Origin of the sequence: Tangfeifania diversioriginum (genome assembly GCF_900141875.1) — a bacterium.
In the GTDB taxonomy this organism is placed as follows: Bacteria; Bacteroidota; Bacteroidia; order Bacteroidales; family Prolixibacteraceae; genus Tangfeifania; species Tangfeifania diversioriginum.
In genome coordinates, this window is the sequence record NZ_FQZE01000035.1 from 1 (window position 1) to 16,267 (window position 16,267).

The 16,267-nt window shown below is 42.3% G+C and carries 18 protein-coding genes; 4 read left to right on the forward strand and 14 right to left on the reverse strand.

What is annotated here, in order from left to right; translation table 11 throughout:
* The coding region (locus BUC07_RS20995) for a hypothetical protein (RefSeq protein ID WP_217652727.1) at nucleotides 1–470 on the forward strand (470 nt) is incomplete at its 5' end.
* A 1,246-nt stretch (nucleotides 471–1,716) separates the two neighbouring features.
* The gene (locus BUC07_RS17425) at nucleotides 1,717–2,106 is read left to right on the forward strand and encodes a JAB domain-containing protein (protein WP_217652728.1); all 390 of its coding nucleotides are present in this window, start codon (nucleotides 1,717–1,719) and stop codon (nucleotides 2,104–2,106) included.
* Between the two features lie 81 nt (nucleotides 2,107–2,187).
* Here BUC07_RS17425 and traN read toward each other — a convergent pair whose 3' ends face one another.
* The 14 genes from traN to BUC07_RS17490 all read right to left on the reverse strand — a co-directional run bounded on the left by traN (nucleotide 2,188) and on the right by BUC07_RS17490 (nucleotide 13,959).
* Nucleotides 2,188–3,069 carry a conjugative transposon protein TraN gene (gene traN / locus BUC07_RS17430; RefSeq protein WP_073172714.1) on the reverse strand — a complete coding sequence of 294 codons (882 nt, stop codon included), beginning with the start codon at nucleotides 3,067–3,069 and terminating at the stop codon, nucleotides 2,188–2,190.
* Between the two features lie 33 nt (nucleotides 3,070–3,102).
* Nucleotides 3,103–4,383: a conjugative transposon protein TraM gene (traM, locus tag BUC07_RS17435; RefSeq protein ID WP_175552561.1), complete on the reverse strand. Its 1,281-nt coding sequence runs from the start codon at nucleotides 4,381–4,383 to the stop codon at nucleotides 3,103–3,105.
* Nucleotides 4,364–4,669 (reverse strand): TraL conjugative transposon family protein, encoded by a 306-nt coding sequence (locus BUC07_RS20730; protein ID WP_139279631.1) that lies wholly within the window; start codon nucleotides 4,667–4,669, stop codon nucleotides 4,364–4,366. The genes traM and BUC07_RS20730 overlap by 20 nt, the downstream gene beginning before the upstream one ends.
* Nucleotides 4,641–5,264, reverse strand: a complete 624-nt coding sequence (gene traK / locus BUC07_RS17440) for a conjugative transposon protein TraK (RefSeq protein WP_073172721.1) — start codon at nucleotides 5,262–5,264, stop codon at nucleotides 4,641–4,643. Before traK ends, BUC07_RS20730 begins: the two co-directional genes overlap by 29 nt.
* A gap of 17 nt (nucleotides 5,265–5,281) precedes the next feature.
* Nucleotides 5,282–6,283: a conjugative transposon protein TraJ gene (traJ, locus tag BUC07_RS17445; RefSeq protein WP_073172724.1), complete on the reverse strand. Its 1,002-nt coding sequence runs from the start codon at nucleotides 6,281–6,283 to the stop codon at nucleotides 5,282–5,284.
* An 11-nt stretch (nucleotides 6,284–6,294) separates the two neighbouring features.
* Nucleotides 6,295–6,924, reverse strand: a complete 630-nt coding sequence (locus BUC07_RS17450; protein WP_073172726.1) for a DUF4141 domain-containing protein — start codon at nucleotides 6,922–6,924, stop codon at nucleotides 6,295–6,297.
* Nucleotides 6,925–6,942: 18 nt separating this feature from the next.
* Entirely contained in the window at nucleotides 6,943–9,453 is a 2,511-nt protein-coding gene (locus BUC07_RS17455) for a TraG family conjugative transposon ATPase (RefSeq protein WP_073172729.1), read from the reverse strand.
* 31 nt (nucleotides 9,454–9,484) lie between these two features.
* Complete coding sequence (locus tag BUC07_RS17460) at nucleotides 9,485–9,802, reverse strand: DUF4133 domain-containing protein (protein WP_073172732.1); 318 nt, start codon at nucleotides 9,800–9,802, stop codon at nucleotides 9,485–9,487.
* A gap of 3 nt (nucleotides 9,803–9,805) precedes the next feature.
* A complete protein-coding gene (locus BUC07_RS17465; RefSeq protein WP_073172735.1) occupies nucleotides 9,806–10,102 on the reverse strand; it encodes a DUF4134 domain-containing protein in 297 nt (98 codons plus the stop codon).
* A 200-nt stretch (nucleotides 10,103–10,302) separates the two neighbouring features.
* Nucleotides 10,303–11,349 (reverse strand): nucleotidyl transferase AbiEii/AbiGii toxin family protein, encoded by a 1,047-nt coding sequence (locus tag BUC07_RS17470; protein ID WP_073172737.1) that lies wholly within the window; start codon nucleotides 11,347–11,349, stop codon nucleotides 10,303–10,305.
* A 22-nt stretch (nucleotides 11,350–11,371) separates the two neighbouring features.
* Complete coding sequence (locus BUC07_RS17475; RefSeq protein WP_217652729.1) at nucleotides 11,372–11,980, reverse strand: DUF6577 family protein; 609 nt, start codon at nucleotides 11,978–11,980, stop codon at nucleotides 11,372–11,374.
* A 219-nt stretch (nucleotides 11,981–12,199) separates the two neighbouring features.
* Nucleotides 12,200–12,835, reverse strand: a complete 636-nt coding sequence (locus tag BUC07_RS17480; protein WP_139279632.1) for a hypothetical protein — start codon at nucleotides 12,833–12,835, stop codon at nucleotides 12,200–12,202.
* Nucleotides 12,836–12,840: 5 nt separating this feature from the next.
* On the reverse strand, nucleotides 12,841–13,206 hold the full coding sequence (locus tag BUC07_RS17485) for a DUF3408 domain-containing protein (protein WP_073172743.1): 366 nt from the start codon (nucleotides 13,204–13,206) through the stop codon (nucleotides 12,841–12,843).
* 3 nt (nucleotides 13,207–13,209) lie between these two features.
* Nucleotides 13,210–13,959: a ParA family protein gene (locus tag BUC07_RS17490; RefSeq protein WP_073172799.1), complete on the reverse strand. Its 750-nt coding sequence runs from the start codon at nucleotides 13,957–13,959 to the stop codon at nucleotides 13,210–13,212.
* Nucleotides 13,960–14,657: 698 nt separating this feature from the next.
* On the opposite strand from BUC07_RS17490, the gene mobA reads away from it, so the two are divergent.
* Nucleotides 14,658–15,083, forward strand: coding sequence for a conjugal transfer protein MobA (gene mobA, locus BUC07_RS17500; protein WP_073172750.1), 426 nt, complete (start codon nucleotides 14,658–14,660; stop codon nucleotides 15,081–15,083).
* Entirely contained in the window at nucleotides 15,068–16,267 is a 1,200-nt protein-coding gene (gene mobB / locus BUC07_RS17505) for a conjugal transfer protein MobB (protein ID WP_073172754.1), read from the forward strand. Before mobA ends, mobB begins: the two co-directional genes overlap by 16 nt.

The window sequence follows — 16,267 nt, forward strand, 5'->3', positions numbered from 1 at the left end:
AACAAGCTTTTACCTTCTCTGAGGGTAAAGGTATTTTCATCCCCTTCCAGGGGTTATCCCAAAGCCACGTCCTCTGGGCGTGGTTTTTTACTTTTAATGGTGTGTGGGGAAAAGAGTGGCTCGCCGGGCGGAGCAAAAATAACCGCTTTGGACTGAATTTAAGGTTGACTTGCCAGGGTGGAGAACGTTATACGCCTATTGATGAAATACTGTCAGAAATAAGCCATGAAATAAAGCTGGATGATTCAAAAGCTTTCAGTAAACAATACGACCCTTTTATAAGTGGAGACCTCACGGTTAGTTACCGGATAAACCGCAGAAAAGTCTCTCACGAAATTGCATTAAAAGGACTGAACATTGGTCTTTACACAGGAGAATCCGGGTATTTCTACAACGAATCAACCAGTGCTATTGAAAAAGGAAATGTGATGGGAGCTCTATGGGATATTTGTTATAAAATCCATTTTTAACAAAAGTAGATTGTTTCATTTCAACTCACTTTTGTCGAATAAAGAAATATCTGATATGAAAATATTTCGTGAATAGGATTATTGGAACTGAATTTAAATAAAAACAGAGGAATGAAGACAAATCATACCTCTGTGAAGCCAAATTGACTAAGTGAACCCAACCGGAGAAGTATCGAACTTTTTGGTTGAAGATTATGATGCTGTATTGAGTTTTATGAACGCAGAGACACAGAAGAAGAAACTCAAACTTTAACTATCAAAACGAAGAAAAATAACTATCTCAGGATTCATTAATTTCTTTGGTATAGAAAGATTTTATGTAACTTTAAACCACTTAATAGTTTTCAATTGTCAATGAACTGCATTAACCATCCATCCGAAAGTGCCGTATCACAATGCCAGGTTTGTGGCAAAGGATTGTGCGTTGATTGTACCAATAAGTTTTCAAAACCAATTTGCCCGGATTGTTTTTCGGTTTCCCGGCAAAAGCAAAAAAGGGCAGCTGTAACTGAGGTAATCTTGACTCTTTTAATAGGTTTGCCCGTAGGCATTATCCTTGACCTGCTGGTCAATGATACTTATAAAACCCCTGACAGTTTCTGGGAAAGCCATTTTTTCTTAATTTATATGGGGCTTGGCATTGTGGCCGGATGGAAAACCCTAACACGAATAACGCCACAGATATTTCTTTTTCTGCCGGTGCTGGGATGGCTGCTTTATTTCGTTATAATGGCGGTCTTTTCCTTGTTTGCCGGATTGATTGCATTTCCAATACGGACGATAAGGAATTTGTCCCTGTTCTTTAAATAAGTAACATCTTGTTTATTAGAGTTGAAATTACATAAATATGTAACAATTTAATCATTTTCCAGCTTACCTGTCCCTTGTGCCTTTTTAAAGTTAACAAGAGGTAATTCATTAGAGATAATCCTTAAAGCCTACCTTACTAATACAATCCATTAAACTTTTGGCCAAGTTATTCATCGCCGTCCGGAAAAGTCAAGGGCGGCTGATATTGTTCGTTTTATATTGTCAGCCGTCCTTTGGATGCGTTCAGTTTGTTTTGAGGAACGAAAAACAAACTGACATGCACCCTTGACAAGTATCCGTCAGGCTCAATGGGGTACGCCAAAATTTAATGGCGTGCCGGAAGCCCAAATAAATCCCAAAGGCATGGGTAACTTCAATGACTAATTTATTTTCGCTTAATGAAATTACAGTTTCATACTCCCGTAAATCAAAACTAATGGATTTACCCCAAATCACTTGCTCAAAAGATGTATATGATTTGGTTTATCCTTCCTGGATTATAGATATCGACCACCGCGAATCGTTTAAAATATTGCTTTTATCGAGGGCAAACCGCGTACTTGGAATCTCAAACATGTTCACTGGCGGTTTGTCAGGAGTTGTTGTTGACCCAAAGCTGATATTTCAAACTGCCCTAAAATGTAACTCAAGCTCAATAGTGCTCATGCACAACCACCCGAGCGGTAACCTGGTGGCAAGTGATGCAGATTTCAAGATTACAAAAAAAATTGTTGAAATTGGTAAAATACTTGACCTTCCTGTTTTAGACCACATTATTTTCACCAGTGAATCATTTTATTCGCTCGCTGATAAAGGGGAAATGTAGCGTCCCCTATAAATTAACGAAAGGCAACCCGGCAGTTGCCTTTCGTGTTAACCCCACAAAAAGGAAAAGATACGGTCACAGTTATCTGCATGGTTGAGCTTTCACTAAATCCCCGTTCTTCACCACAAACCGCTGGTGCCTTCCCCCATTCTTTTCGAACAGCTCAACAACCAGTTGTTTTTTATCAGGGATAGTAAATTTCCGAAATGTAAAAACGGTACTTTCTGCTTCTTTTCCCTTTACTGAGGTCAGGTAATTGTAAGCCCGTACAGGTTCTATCACAGTTTCCTGTATAGCCATTCGTTTAATCACCCTTTTATCGACTATTTTGAAAACAAGAAAATCAATATCAAAGGGAATGTCAGTGGTATTCTTAATTTCAGTATGTAAAAACAACAAGCCGTTGTGGCTGAAAATTCCACGGAATTGGAATTCAATGCCAAACTGTTTGCTATTTACATGTTTGACCTTCTTTCGGTTCGTTTTATAGATTTTTTCCATTGCCATTTGAACAGCTTGGGGCGACTCGTTTCCTAATTCAGAAAGATAAACTTCGACTGAATTTTCCGGCTCATTGCCCAATTTTTCATTGTGAAGAAAATCTTTCATTTCAATATTTAACTTTTCCGGGTTTTCTGAATAATTCACAATAAATGAATAAAAACTGCCTTCATCGGTAATCACCGAAAAGTTGGTTTCTTCTTTAAAACCTTTAATGGCTGCTTTTACCCTGACCACATTTTCAGCACCATCCGCTTTATCGGCAATAATGCTGGATGAACCCAGGTCGATATAAGTAACACCCGAAGGAAAAATCAAATGAACGGTTTTGTCAAAAGTCACCTCCATGTAATACGACGGGATTACCCTGTCTTTTGAGATAACTTTTGTAAAACTGTTTTGGGCAAACGGTGATAATGTCACGGTTGCAAAAAATACAAATGTGAAAAATAACTGTTTCATGTTGATGGATTTTTGAGTTAAATAATTTGATTTTTAATTGGAAGGCATTAACAACAGGCGGTGTCCGGCTTTAATGGTGACTTTAGGTGTCCGAAGTTTTTTTGAAACATACTGCGAAGCCCCCTGTATAAAACCCCGGCCCACATCGGCAGCCAGTTGCTGCCCGGCTGTTGTCCCCTGGTTAATGCTGATGCTCGTCCCTGCCCCTTGTCCCATTGAAGCGGCAACCTCTTTCAGGGCTGTGGTTTCCACAGAGCCGGGAATAAAAATTCCCGACTGCCCGTCCGTATCATATACCGAAATTTCCACCGGGATTATCCTGCCCCTGTATTCCAGTGAACTGATGGTAATATTCAACCGTTCGCCTTGGATAACAGCAATCCCGGTAACCATTTCGTTCACAGGGACGATTATCCCACCTGCCTTTACTGGTTCCAGCAAACGTATTTTTACATTTTGGCCTGAAACAATTACCTGGTCATTATGGATACAGGCTTTAACTGTATTTGGGGAAACCTTAACAAGGTTCCCACCTGCCGTGTAAAAGCCGGTATTCACAGGTTGGGAATATCTGTTCAAAAAAACGGAATCTTCCACTTGTTGCAGAAGGGCGCTTGTTTCATTGATTCCCAATTTAGCAACCGGGACAATGTTCCTGGATTCTTTCAGGAGAGGTTCCGGTACTAAATCCTGATCCTGATGTTGCTCCAATTGTTGTACCTGTCCCTGTGGCATATATTTGGCAGCCATCTTGTAACTTTCCTCCATTAATTTGAGCTGTTGGTCCACCCGGCTGACACTGTCCGTGTTTTCTTTTTCTTCCAATTCGTCCTGTAACATTTCAACCTGCTTTTCCAGTTCTTTTTCCCGCGAGCTTACCTGCTGCTCGTTGTAAAAGGTGTTTAGGTCGCTGCTGACTTTTTTGTAAGCTTCAGCCGATGAACGAATGGAAGATTCCGGCGCTTTTTGTGAGGTATAACCCCCGGTACTACTCGTGATAATCCTGCTTTTTACCGTGTCAGGCTTAATGCCGTAATCTTCGAGGGACAATGTTTGCCAGTTTTTCTTTTGCTCGAAAAGTTCCATCTCGTAGGCAGTTTTTTTGTCCCCGATGATTTCGTTTTTTGGTATCGGTAAATCGGTGTTCAGCCCTTGCTTTTCATCTCCTTCCTGAGATGAAGGCATAAAAATAAAATACATTGCCACTGCGAAAGCCGCGAACATGAGCGGGAAAATGACCATCTTTTTGCGCTTTTGCAGTTGTTCCGGGGGCAGCACTTTGCGCTGCCCCGTTTTATTGTTGTTCTCTTTCATTGTTTGTAATTTTATGTAAAACCGTGTCTTTTGAACTAACATCCAGTATTTTTAATGGAACAATATGCTTTGGTTCTGAAAGCTTTGCCCCATTTCTGAAAATATCCGAAACGGCAACAAAAACCAAAACGGTAAACCCAATAAGCAAAGCCCAAACGGTAACCCTGCGTTGCTTTTGGGTAAGTTTTTGACAAGCGTTCTTTAACCTGCACTGAAAAGCGGTCCTGATACCGGATATTCCATCCTTTACAGGAATACTATCTGTCCCATGTTGACATGTCTTCATTTTCTTTTATATTGAAGTTTTCAATGATAAACCCGTGCGGGTTATTATCGCTGCGCGAAGTATTGCGCAACCGGCAGGAAGTAACCAGCCTGCGCTCCGTAACCGTAGTTTCCCGAATAATGTGCTGCCGAGCATAAACCGTAGCTTCATAAGGATAATTGCTGAAGTTGCAGGAAATGCTGTCAATCCATATCCGTTGGGTGACGTTACCTGAAATTACCCGGTTATAGTACCCGCTTTCTACCAAATCTTTATAATTGGTAAAAGCGCTTTTGTCCGAAAGGTAAAGGGCCCGGTTGATGTTGTGTTCAATGGCATCCTTATCAGGCGAAAGTGTAAAAAACAGTTCATGAAAACGCCTGACATGGTCTTTGGCCTCCACGGGCCGGTTTTGCGCCAAATCCTGCGAAAGGGCCAGTATCAGGGATTTACCCTGGTCGAGCACATAAATTTTTTGACGCTGGGCCTCAGCATAGCTGTACGAACTCCAGACTGCATAAACAGTAACAACTGTACTGGCGCAAACAAAGATGATGGCGAACAGTCGTATCAGCTTAAAACTGCTCTCGATATTCTTTAAAGGTTTAAACTCCATAGTTATAAATGATTCGTTTATTGTTTTAATATTTTCCCTGCAATATTCCCGGCAGCCGCCCCTGCCGCCCCACCGACAAATGCAGCGCCTTTAGTTGCCGCTTGGTTCACATTGCGGCCATAATTCCCCATTCCACCGGCCTGTACAATCCACCCGGCCACACTGGGGATGGTAAAGTACCCGACAATGCCAATAAGCATAAAGGTTATATACACCCCGTCAGTTCCCTGCGGGATATAGTTTGGGTCGGCAGCCATCTCTGCAATATCCTTTTGAATCATCAATGCCTGAAGCTTAGCCAGTACGGAAGAAAAAATATCGGCCACCGGTAGCCAGAGATAAATACTGATGTACCGCGTAAGCCAGGTAACGAGGGTGTTCTGAAAACCGTCATAAACGCTGAATGCAAATGCGATTGGCCCGAGGATGGACAGTACAATTAAGAAGAAAGTCCGCAGACAGTCTATTACCAAAGCGGCAGCCTGGAATATAAGTTCCAACAGATTGAGAAAAGCCTCCTGAATAGACTTTTTCAGGTTGTACCAACTTCGCTCGGCATACATTCCGGCGATGGTAACAAGGTCTTTTGGTCCCCATCCCAGTTCATCGATGGCCTTATCAAATGCTTCATCGCTCACTAAGTAGGCTTCGTCCGGGTTCCTCAGCATTTTCTCCCGTTCAATCGTGTCCTTGTCCTTTTTCAATTTTTCCAGGTCAAGCACCTGTGATTCCAGTATGCTGTTTGTCCCCCTCACGATTGGGCTTAACACCGCATTCATTGTTCCAAGCACAATGGTGGGAAAAAACAGGATGCACAGGCCAATGGCAAAAGGGCGGAGCAGCGGGTAAACGTCAATCGGTTCCGCCCGTGCAAGCGACTGCCATACCCGGTAAGCTACGTAAAACAAGGCGCCCAGCCCGGCAATGCCTTTGGCCACTGCGGTCATATCCGAACAAAGGGGCATCATTTCGGTATAAAGCACCCGTAGTGCCTGGTGTAAATTATCAAATGTATCCATAGGCTTAAATTTTACCAGTACCGGTCTTCTGCATTCCCGTAAAGCGCCAATATCCGGGCTTTATCACCTTCCTGCTCTGCCCGGATAAGGGAGATGGAAATATTCTTGTTGGTATAGTACCGGGTGAGGTTCCGGTAATGTTTCACTGCGTTATAGCACCGGTCAACAATATCCATTCGCTCTTTATCGGTCATGGAAAGGCCGGTACTGTTGATGACATCTTTCATCTCTTTGAGGGTAGCTGCCCCTTCCTCCAATAGTTTGGTATATCCAAATGCAATTGCTCCCAGCTCCTCTGCGGTGTAATATTCATCCTGTAACATCAACTCAAAAGAGCTGACGTAGATATCGGAAATTTCACCAATCATAATTAACGTTTGTTGCACTTTATAGGCGTCTTTTACAAGGTCGTTCACGGCTTTAAGTTTGTCATAATACTCCTTCCCCTGCTGGTAAACCTTTTTCACTTCCTGAAAATTTTTTATTACGTTGGAAACCGTGCTTGAAGTCTGCACAATTTCGTTGGCAGAATTGATAACACCTTGCGCAATACTTAAAGGGTCAGTAACGACAAACTGTGCTTTCAGCCCGGTTGTGCCAAGCACGATAAGCAGTCCTGCTATTATTAATCTTGTTCTCATACTATTATGTTTTAGTTGTTAATGTGCAAAAGTTTCTTGTTTGCTTTCAGCCAGTTGTTTGATGGCCATTTCAATGTTCCCGCCCAGCTTTTCAGTCAGGCGGGTGAGTTCGAGCTTTTCAGTTTCTTCGGTTGTGTATGTAAAATATTCCTGCGCAGAAACTTCTGTGGCATAGACGGCAGATTGAACCCCGCCCAATCCAATCCATACTTCCTTGTATTTCCGGCTGGGGTCATTGTCCATGTTGATGGACAGAATCTGGTCACGTTCTTTTTCGGTAAGCCCAAGCAGTTCCTGTATCGCATCAAACTTGTTCATATACTTGCGTTGGTCAAGCAGTATTTTGCAATCCGAATTATTGATAATACTTTCCTTTACAATGGGAGAACTGATAATGTCATCTACTTCCTGGGTGACCACTACAGCTTCGCCGAAGTATTTTCGGACGGTTTTAAACAGGTACCGGATGTACTCGCTCATGTTGGCAGAAGTCAGTGCCTTCCAACATTCTTCAATCAATATCATCTTGCGGATACCTTTCAATCTCCTCATTTTATTAATGAAAGTTTCCATGATGATAATGGTCACAATAGGGAGCAGTACCTTGTGGTCGCGGATATTGTCCAGCTCAAACACGATAAAACGTTTGTTGAGCAAATCCAGTTGCTTGTCCGAGTTCAGCAGAAAATCATATTCGCCCCCTTTGTAATAGGGTTCGAGTACGTTCAGGAAATTATCCACGTCAAAATCCTTTTCGCGGACATTTTTTGAATGCAGTTCTTTCCGGTAATCCTCCCTGACAAATTCATAAAAGGTATTAAATGAGGGAATGGTACCGATGTCTTTCTTTATAAGCCGGATAAAGCTGTTCACAGCATTGGACAAAGCTACTTCTTCCGCCCGGGTAGGAACTTCGCTGTCTTTTTTCCAAAGGGTCAGGATAAGTGTTTTGATGGATTCCCTTTTTTCAATGTCAAACACCCGGTCATCGGTATAAAACGGGTTAAAAGCAACCGGGCTGTCTTCGGTATAGGTAAAATAAACCCCGTCTTCGCCCTTCGTTTTATAGCGGATTAAATCACACAACCCTTTATAGCTGTTCCCGGTATCCACGAGTAAAATATGCGTGTCCTGTTCAAAATATTGCCTGACCATGTGATTGGTAAAAAAGGATTTCCCGCTTCCTGACGGGCCAAGGATAAACTTGTTCCGGTTGGTGATAATCCCTTTTTTCATCGGCAAATCGGAAATATCCACGTGCAATGGTTTCCCGGTATTCCGGTCGACCATTTTAATCCCGAACGGCGACGGGGAACTTTGGTAATTGGTTTCCCCTGTAAAAAAGCAACAGGCTTGTTCGATGAATGTATAAAAGCTTTCCTCTGCCGGAAAGTCTGCTGCATTGCCGGGGATGCCCGACCAGTAAAGGGTCGGGACATCTACGGTGTTGTGGCGCGGCTGGCACCCCATTAGGGAGATTTGTGAGCCCACATTGTTTTTTATCATTTTTAGTTCCTGCGGGTTGTCAGACCACGCCATCACGTTAAAGTGGGCGCGTACGGAAACCAGCCCCCGGGCGTGCGCTTCGTTCAGGTACAAATCAATCCATTCCTTGTTCACAAGGTTGCCCCGTCCGTACCGGGCCAGTGATTGCATGTTGCGCCCCATCTTTTCAAACCGTTTCAGGTTTTCCTCATGGTTGTCAATAAACACAAACTGGTTATAGATGTGGTTACAGGATAAAAGCAGCCCTACGGGTGATGCAAAAGACAGGCGGCAACTGCTCCTGTCAGTTGAGAGACGTTCATACCGGCAGTCTGTGGCTACTTTCCCCGGCAAATCGCCCACATTCGAAAGGGTGTGCAAACAAAGGGCATTGTCCCCGATATGCATTTCTGCGGGGTCGATACGCATATCCTTTAATTCCGGATTGTTGTACTGGGTAAGGGCAAGGTATTTTTCGATAATGCCGCTCTCTTTTTCCGTCCCGGCAATCTCCGCCGTGGAAAGCCGTTCCAATTTCATTATTCCGCAATCGTTTATGATGCGTTCAAACTGGCTTACCGCATCCAGGAACCGGTTTGCAGTTTCTTTGTCGCTAACCTCTTTGGGGACGATGAACCCGCGGGCAAGGCTGTTAAACGTGCTTTGCTGCCTTGACCGTTCTTTGGTCGTTTTTGTCAGCATCAGATAGCAGTAGTGGTTCAGGAAAGGGCGTTCGTTAAAATGCCTCTGGAAACTTCGTGAAAGGAAGGATATTTCTTTTGACTCCGGTATTTCCGGAGCATAATTTTCCTTACAGAACCAGTCCTGTTTCAAGACAATTGAATAATCGGGTAGTACTTTCAGGGCCTTGCACCACGCAGAGTGTAGTGTTTCATATCCCGCAGCGCTGACAGTAAAGAGCTCGGGCAGGCGTACCCTGAAGACAACAGTAATATCCGCGTCTTTAGAAAGGATACACCCGTTTTCTACCGCCAGCAGCGGGAATTTTTGTTCCAGTGTACTTTTTTTTAAAATACTTCTCATTTGGATGAATGTAATTTTAAGGTGATTGTTTTTACCTGGCACGGCTTAGCAGTTTCAGTACCCTTCGCCGGTTTATTAACCTGCGGGGGTAACGTTTTACAGACTGTAGTTTCATCAGCCCGTGTGTGCCATATTTCCTGTTAAGGGAAAAAGTTTGCCAGATAAGCAACGGGGCTGTAATTACAGCGAACCCGATACATACGGTTTGTGGCACACCGCTCATGTACATCACCATAAAAAGGATGATGATACCGAGCAGCCCACCGGCAAAGATGAACAGGTACTGGCTTTTCAGCCCCTTAAATTCGACAGGCTTGTTTATGCCTTTGTTAATTGTGAATTCTGCCATGGCTTACAGGAAAAACGACCTTAAAATGGTGGCTGCCACAATCAGGAAAATACACGCCCCGAACCACGAAGCTGCAACTTTTGAAGTGTCCGGGTCCCCGCTGGAAAATTTGTTGTAAACTTTTACGCCTCCAATTAGGCCGACAACGGCGCCAATGGCATAAATCAATTTAGTGGCCGGGTCAAAGTACGAGGTGACCATCTGTGTAGCTTCCGCAATACCGGCGCTACCATCCCCCTGGGCCATAAGGCTGACCCACGAGAGGAGAAATACGAAAAATGAGATTACTTTTTTTACCATTTGTTTGCAATTTTATGCCGGGCAAAACCTGCCCCGGCGGTTAATACTTGCGCAAACCTATGGTTAAATTGAAAGGCATTCTTTGGGTGTGGTTAAGGTGTCCCTACTTGTCGTTTTTTGTCCGAGGGAAGTGGAAACAGATAAGCAGATGATAAAAGAAAAAATGGTTTGGGTAAAAAGTTCTTTGTAATCCTTTTATTTTAAGCTTTGCTCAAGCTCTTATGCCAATAAAAGAAAGCTTCGGCATTGGTCTTTTTTAATTTGTTGAGCTTGTTGAATTCCTGGCCTTCTATGAGCCATTCCCTGATTTCCAACGGATTTTTAAACCTTTCTATTTTTTGGTTTTTCCCGTTATTTAATAAGGTAGTCAGGTAGGCCACTTTCGCTGCAGCTGTTATGGCTTCATCTATTGCAAAACGCTCAATCGTAAAATTTGTAAAGTTTTTAATTCCAAGTTGCAGGTGATTGAATTCGTCCGATTTTAAGTTCCTTTCGACGAGTGTATAACAGGTTTCTCTGGTGTCCTTTAATACTTCATCTGTATTTATTTCCAGGTTTCGGTAGCCAATTTCTTCCTGAACTACTTTTGAATAACTGTTCCTGACTACATCAAGGTCGGTTATCCTGTCAAACAGAAACGCAATATCGTATAGCTGTTTTATGATTTCCACAGGACGGTTCTTGGAGTACAGGATACCGGTTGTTTTTGGTGCAAATGCGGTTAGTTTATCCCCCAGGATTGCTTCAAACGTAGGCAAAACAACCATTGTATTCTCACCTGAAGTTGCCAGCCAACTGTGTTTTAAAGGGTATTCCCGTGTTTGGGGATACGGGTTAGGGGCGTACAATAAATCCAGCAAAACCGGTTCTTCTCGCCCATCAACAACACTTTTATAAAACATTTTGAAATGCCCGACCGGTGCGCCGGGGGTATGTTTCCTGTCGTTGTCGTCTTCCCAGCGGATAAACATATCCAATCCGCATATCTTATCGAGAATGTCCCTGATTTTGCTTTCGTGCTCCAAGGTAATAACATCAATATCTATCGAAAATCGTTTTGGGGTCTCAGTTGCCAACAGCAATGCGGTCCCTCCTTTAAAAACAAATTCCAAACCGTTCTGCCGCAGTTGTTCCAGAAAGGTCAGCGCATAAATTACTTTTTCAATCAGTTTTGGGTCAATGCGTTTCCCCAACCTGCCTCTCAGGCTGGTAATCCATTCTATTGTATGTGATTTTTTATCTATCATTGCATGTATAATTTTGGCATAATTAGTCTTTTTTTGCCAAACCTATATTTATCAGTTTTTCAACTTCACTCTCCCTATTCCTGCGAAGGGCATAACGTTTCATCTTCAATTTGTTTATTGCAAACTTCTCCATTGCTGTCTTCATAATAAACCTTGTTTCGTTTTGCTGTGCAGAAAAGAGGTTTGTATCAGCCAACATGTCAACCAAAAGTTTTTCCAAAGCCGGAATGACTATTTTGTGTGTTTCTATTAAAGGAGCTTCTGAAACCAGATTTTTGACAATAACAACATCATCCAGATTTTGGATATATCGGTTAAATATTTCTTCATTTGGATTCAGAAAAACATTTTTGAGCGTTTCATTAAGAAACCCGAAAACGTGTTCGGAAGCATCTTTTTCCACTTCAACCACCAAATAATGTTTAAATGGCTGGTGTTGCATCAAATCGTTCAGCCAGGCGCTGTCCCATACACAATAAGTTATGAAGGGAAACTCCAGTTTTATTTTGTTGTATATTTTTTTTAAAGAGCCCGAAACTTCAGGATTGAACAGGGATATGCTTCCCAACTCATAAATTCCCTTTGAAGGGGTGCTGATTTTTCCCTCTTTTTTCAACTTTGATAAATACATGTTAATCGTATTATCAGACCAATGAGGAAAATCTTCCTTTATTGATGAGACAAGCTTTTGTTTGGAAAGCCTTTCACTTTCCCGGAAGTAATGGTTAATATGCTGTTCCAGTGTTTTAGCCAAAATTGTTTTTGTTGCAAATGTAGCACTATTCTTTATAAAACTGGCAAAAAACATATCTATTTGCCAAACTTATATCTATGCCCTTCCGCAAAAACCTCACAAATATTTCCCTAAATCAAACCCCTCTGCATCATCAGTTTCGGATTCCTGCCTAGCTGATGTTTTCAACTCAGCCTCGCACCTGTCCAGGATACTGGCAACTTTTTGTTCTCCGCCTTCCACTTGGCTTATAAGCTGTTTAAGCAGGTCGGTTTCATTTACCGTTCTGATTATTTTAGCAGCTTTTACAATGTGTGCCTGTGATAATTCATGCAGGTGCGATTGTATGGCTTCTGACATTTCGGACAGGTCGTCAAAACTTGCCCCTGTTGCCAACACGGGGACAAGTTCCGTATCGTCAAATGGAAGCTCATCCCCTTCATTTTCTTCCTCGTTTGGTTGATATAAGGGTTCTATGTCCACGTCAATATTTAGCAGGGCTTCTTCTCGTGTGTAGAAAACCTGCTCTATATCTTCCGGTGGAATGACACGACGTTTGTTGACACTCCTCTGGATGGAACCATCGACATATTGTCCCAACCGGGTTTTGCTTATACCAACAATACTTTCGTTATTTTCTGGTGTTTCAGCTTCGGTTTCCTGCGTCTTTACGCCTTTCGTGCCATTCAACAAGAAATATCCTGCCGAAAAGATGCAAAATGCCACAATTACAATCCCTGCAATATCAACCATACTTATCATGATTGAAAAGGTTGTTTGATGTTCTCGTTAAAAAGCCGGATAATTTCGTCTTTGTACTGCTCAAAATGTGATGCAATAATGGCTTCCACATAACCGCCCAAAGTAGCTTTGTCTCCGCCGATGGTTGCCATTATATTTTTGAGCTGGCTAATCAGTTCTTTACTAAGATATATAGTGCTTTTTTCACCCTCGCTTCCCCTTTGAATAAATGAACTGATATAATCGGATGTTTTATTACCAGGAGCTGTGGCATCTTTCCCTTTTCGTAAAGCATTCACAGGTGGACGGTTCTTGTCTTTAGTCGGCTTGTCACCACCCGAAGCTACCATTTTCATAAATTCGTTATCATCAACTTCTTTCATAGCTTATAATTTCAGGGTTTCTGTAACTTCATCAATCAATTCTGTAATATTGCTCCCTTTGGCTATTTGTCTGTCCGGAGGAAACAGTGTGGAGCGGAACGGGCGTTGCCCGGCGCCAAGTATTTCTTTTCGGTAACGTTTGGTATCGGGGACCCTGGTTTTTAACAAGGGCAATTTCAAACTTGCAACACCTTTGGAGTAAATATCATACAAAGCCGTTTTCTCCCGCTTATCGACAAGGTTCCAGAACAGGTACAACTGTTTTTGAGGATTGGCTTTAATCATTTCACCAATGGCCTTTGCGAAATTAAGACTGCTTTCCAGCACCACGCGGTCAGCGCTTATAGGCACAAGAAATACATCCATTTCAGACAGTAATTTATACATCCCCGAGGTGTTAACGGTTCCCGGGACATCAAACAACACAAGGTCAATTACTACCTTTGTTTGTTCCAGGAACTCTTCAACGATACTTATGGCTGATTCAGCCGAAGCTTTTAAAATGGGATAAGCTTTTTTATCCAACCGTGTGAACTGTTCATAAGCAAGGGCTTTTAGCTGCCTGTCCTTTGATACGGTTTCTATTTCCCGTTCCCGCATTTGCAGGATACTGTACTGAGGGTAATCACAATCCACTACCAATACGGTCAAATCCTTTTCGTAATGTAGGTAACTTGCCGTTAATACGGTAAAAGTTGTTTTTCCTACGCCGCCTTTTTGGGTGGCATAAGCCATAAATAATGGTTTGTTCATTTGTCTTTCCATTGCTTTAAATGTTTACGTTTTTAAATAAATATTTCAATATTTGGCTGAGTATTTATCGTTGTAAATGTGTATTTCAACAAGCGTTAATTCCATCAGGCAGATATTTATTCATACATTCCTTTATTCGTGTAAAAGATTATTCTACCGCTCCTTTAATTCACTGTTTTTGTGTGCGGTTATCAGGATATTTCTTTGCCTGTCTTTACGTTCGATTATCTGCCCGGATAACTATGCGTTTCCAGAATTAAGCAATTGCACATTTATGTACTTCTGCAAACGCGTAAATATGTATTTGTACAATTATCCACCTGTTCATTTGCCCGGCAAAAAGCACATTTAACCAACCATTTTCCAACCTGTTTATCCAGTTACAAACACAAATACAACCACAAACAAAACCAAAAAAATCGCCTCCTGCCAGGCTATGGTCAAACTGTCCTGCTTTGTCTGTATTTGTCTATTTCATAGAATTTTAACCTGTTTTACTTTTGCGGCAATGAATGAAAGTCGGAAACATTGGACTTTTGTCGGGAATTACCAACCGAACGATAGTGAAGGAATATTTGCGTCGGCAAATAGCAAGGTGTGTTTTGAGCCTCCCGAAATATTTTCGGTGGCTCAAAACATCCGTCCCCAGAAGTCCGGCTTTTTTGGCTCCGAAGTCGCTAAAATTTAAAAATAGAAGAATGAGTAAAGCTGAAAGAAAATACAAAGGCGGGCGTAAGCCCAAAGCAAACCCGGTGGTGGCAAACTACACGGTCAGGTTCAATGCGGTGGACAATGCCCGTTTTCTGGCACTGTTTGAAAAATCGGGGATGAAGACAAAAGCCCATTTTATTGCCGCCCGTGTTTTTGATGAAACATTCAAAGTAATCCAAATCAACAAAGCTGAACAGGATTATTACAGCAAATTGAGCACGTTTTACAGCCAGTTCCGTGCTGTCGGGGTCAATTATAACCAGGTGGTAAAAGCATTGAACACCCATTTTACCGAGAAAAAGGCACTGGCTGCACTCTACAAATTGGAGAAACTGACCATTGAATTTATCCGCCTGAACGGGCAAATCATCGAACTCACCCGGAAATACGAACAACAATGGTTGCAAAAATAAACATAGGCAGTTCACTTTTCGGGGCTTTGTCTTATAACCAGGAGAAGGTGGATGCGGGGGAAGCCAAAGTCCTTTGTTCGAACAAGGTGCTTTTGCCAACGGATAAATCACTTACCCTGGCTTTTTGTATGCGAAGTTTTGAAAACCACCTGCCCAAAGACATCAAAACGGAAAAGCATGTTGTCCATATTTCACTGAACCCACACCCGGATGATAACCTTAGTGACGAACAACTTTCTGCTATTGCACAGGAATATCTGGATAAAATGGGTTACGGGAACCAGCCTTTTGTGGTGTATAAACATGAAGATATTGACCGCCACCATATCCACATTGTATCGCTGAGGGTGGACGAAAACGGCAAAAAAATCAACGATAAATTTGAGTATCGGCGAAGTAAAGAAATCACTCGCGAACTGGAACAAAAATACGGGCTACATCCTGCGGACAAGCAAAGCCGCTGTAAAACACCGCAACTTCCAAAAGTGGATTATAAAAACGGAAATATCAAAAAGCAGATTGCCAACCTGACCAAAGAACTGGCAGGGTCGTACCGTTTTCAAAGCATTGGGGAATACAAAACACTTTTGTCGCTGTACAATATTGGTCTGGAAGAAGTCAAAGGCGAATTTGAGGGTAAACCACATCACGGTATTGTTTATTTCGCTTTGGATAAGAAAGGGAGAAAAAAAGGTCTGCCTGTTAAAGCATCGCTTATTGGCAAACAAGTGGGGGCAGAAAACCTGAAAAAACGCTGCGGATATAACGCCCAAAACATCAAAAAGAACAAATTAACGGAAGCGACACGAACGATTATTGATTCTGCCATGGCAATTTCAAAAACAAGAGGACAATTTACACAACAACTCCAAAAACATGGCATTGATTTGGTGTTCAGGGAAAACCAGGGCGGGCGCATATACGGTGTTACTTTCATCGACCACAATCAGCATACGGCGCTTAACGGTTCCCGCTATGGCAAGGCGTTTTCAGCCAATGCCCTCAATGAAAAATTCGGACAGGATACTACCAAAAATACTCCTGGTGAAAATTCTGAAATTCGGGATAATGAAAAAGAGCCTGCAAACGGCATCTTCTCATTTATTGATTTCACAGGGCAGGGCGAAAATTATGAAGAAGAAGCTTTTATCCGCAAAATGAAACGAAAAAGAAAACGAAAATAA